General features: G+C 44.2%; 1 protein-coding gene and 1 pseudogene. One reads left to right on the top strand and one right to left on the bottom strand.

From position 1 onward, the window contains the following. Positions 1-126: pseudogene (locus CKO12_RS15405) on the top strand (IS481 family transposase); the annotation flags it as partial. A gap of 93 nt (positions 127-219) precedes the next feature. On the opposite strand, the gene CKO12_RS10845 reads toward CKO12_RS15405, so the two are convergent. Then, positions 220-1,575, bottom strand: a 1,356-nt coding sequence (locus CKO12_RS10845) for a calcium-binding protein (protein WP_274599919.1), incomplete at its 5' end; no start/stop codon positions are given.

Below are 1,575 nucleotides of genomic sequence, written 5' to 3'. Positions count from 1 at the left end.
ATGTATAACCATCAGATACCCCAAAAAGCACTCGGACATGTGTCACCGGTGCAAGCGTTGAAAAACTGGCAGCAGAAAGAACCCGAACGCTTCAAAAAACAGGTCTACAATCTCTCGGGTCTTGACAGATACGCTCTAAAACAAATGAGATTTTTTATTCTGCTTTTAACAAAAAAGGCTTGCACTTTGCAAGCCTTTATGGTGCTCGTTGGTGAGTATTTAACTCACTATAAAATCAACTGCTGTTAGTTTCAAACCAACACCAATCAACGCGAATTGAACTGCGTTGCTACTGCCTGAACCATCGGCGTCATAAAATAATGCGCCGCTGTCGGTGTCGTAAATGATGAAATCATCAGCGTCATTAGCTTTTCCAGTCGTATTCTTCACGAAATAACTTGCCTTTAGTGATCCGGTACTGGAAAGCTGTTTAAAAACTGAATTTTCCAGCTGGATCGTATCATCAACGACACTAAAATCTTTAATCTGATCGACGTTTCTATTCAAAGCAGTATCAAAAACAAACACGTCTTTCCCTGCGCCGCCAGTAAGGATGTCATTTCCCAGCCCGCCATTTAATACGTTCTCCGCACTGTTGCCGCTAAGAGTGTCGTTTTTACTCGATCCAGTGAGATTCTCAATTGACCGCAATAAATCACTTCCAGAACTGCCGGTCATTTGAATGGCAGTGTTCATCAGATTCACTTTCACTCCCAGTGTTGAACCAACACTAGTTTTCAGAGCGGAATAAACTACCGTATCTGTACCTGCGCCACCATCAATGATGTTATTTCCAACTCCGGCAAACAATACATTATCCAGAGCATTACCGGTAATACTAGCAGTTCCGGGAATAGAAATGCGCCCATTTTCAACTGCTGCGTTGAGCGTATAATTATTGAGGCTGCTGTTGACAGTATCAATTCCACCCGTTGCTGTTTCAACAACAATATCTCCAATTTCTTCAACATAGTAGAGATCATTGCCATCCCCACCAATCATACTATCAAGACCAGTTCCACCTCGCATCGTATCATTGCCCGCACCACCATTAAGAGTATCATTACCACCAAGACCAAAAAAGTAATCGTTGCCTGCTAAACCATCAAGTTGGTCGCTCTCAATAGTTCCTTTTAAACGATCATTGTTACTCGTGCCAACAATAGCGATTGAATCATCATTATTGATCGTGCCCGTGGTATTCACACTGGTGCCCAGCGTTGCATTCACAGGCGTATTCAAGCTCACAGTGAAATCTTCATTCGGCTCAAATACCGTATCACCAGCGACGTTAATCGCAATGGTGGCAGTAGCGACTCCGGCAGCAAAATTCACCGTTCCCGTCGGCAATACTCCGCCTGTGAAATCAGAACCAATCACTGAATTAGTACCGCTGCCTGCAACTGACCAATTCGCACTGGAGGCAGCGGATAAATCACCCGTTCTATTAACGGTGACATTCACGGCAGTAGAGCCGCTATTGCCTTCAGTAATAGCATAAACTGGCGCAAGATTAAGCGTCGGCAAGGTGTCATCATTATTGATCGTGCCCGTGGTATTCACACTAGCGCCTAG

It is taken from the genome of Chromatium okenii (assembly GCF_016583745.1).
Taxonomy (GTDB): Bacteria; Pseudomonadota; Gammaproteobacteria; order Chromatiales; family Chromatiaceae; genus Chromatium; species Chromatium okenii.
The sequence above is the reverse complement of the archived record's forward strand: the minus strand, read 5'-3'. Positions and strand labels throughout refer to the sequence as shown.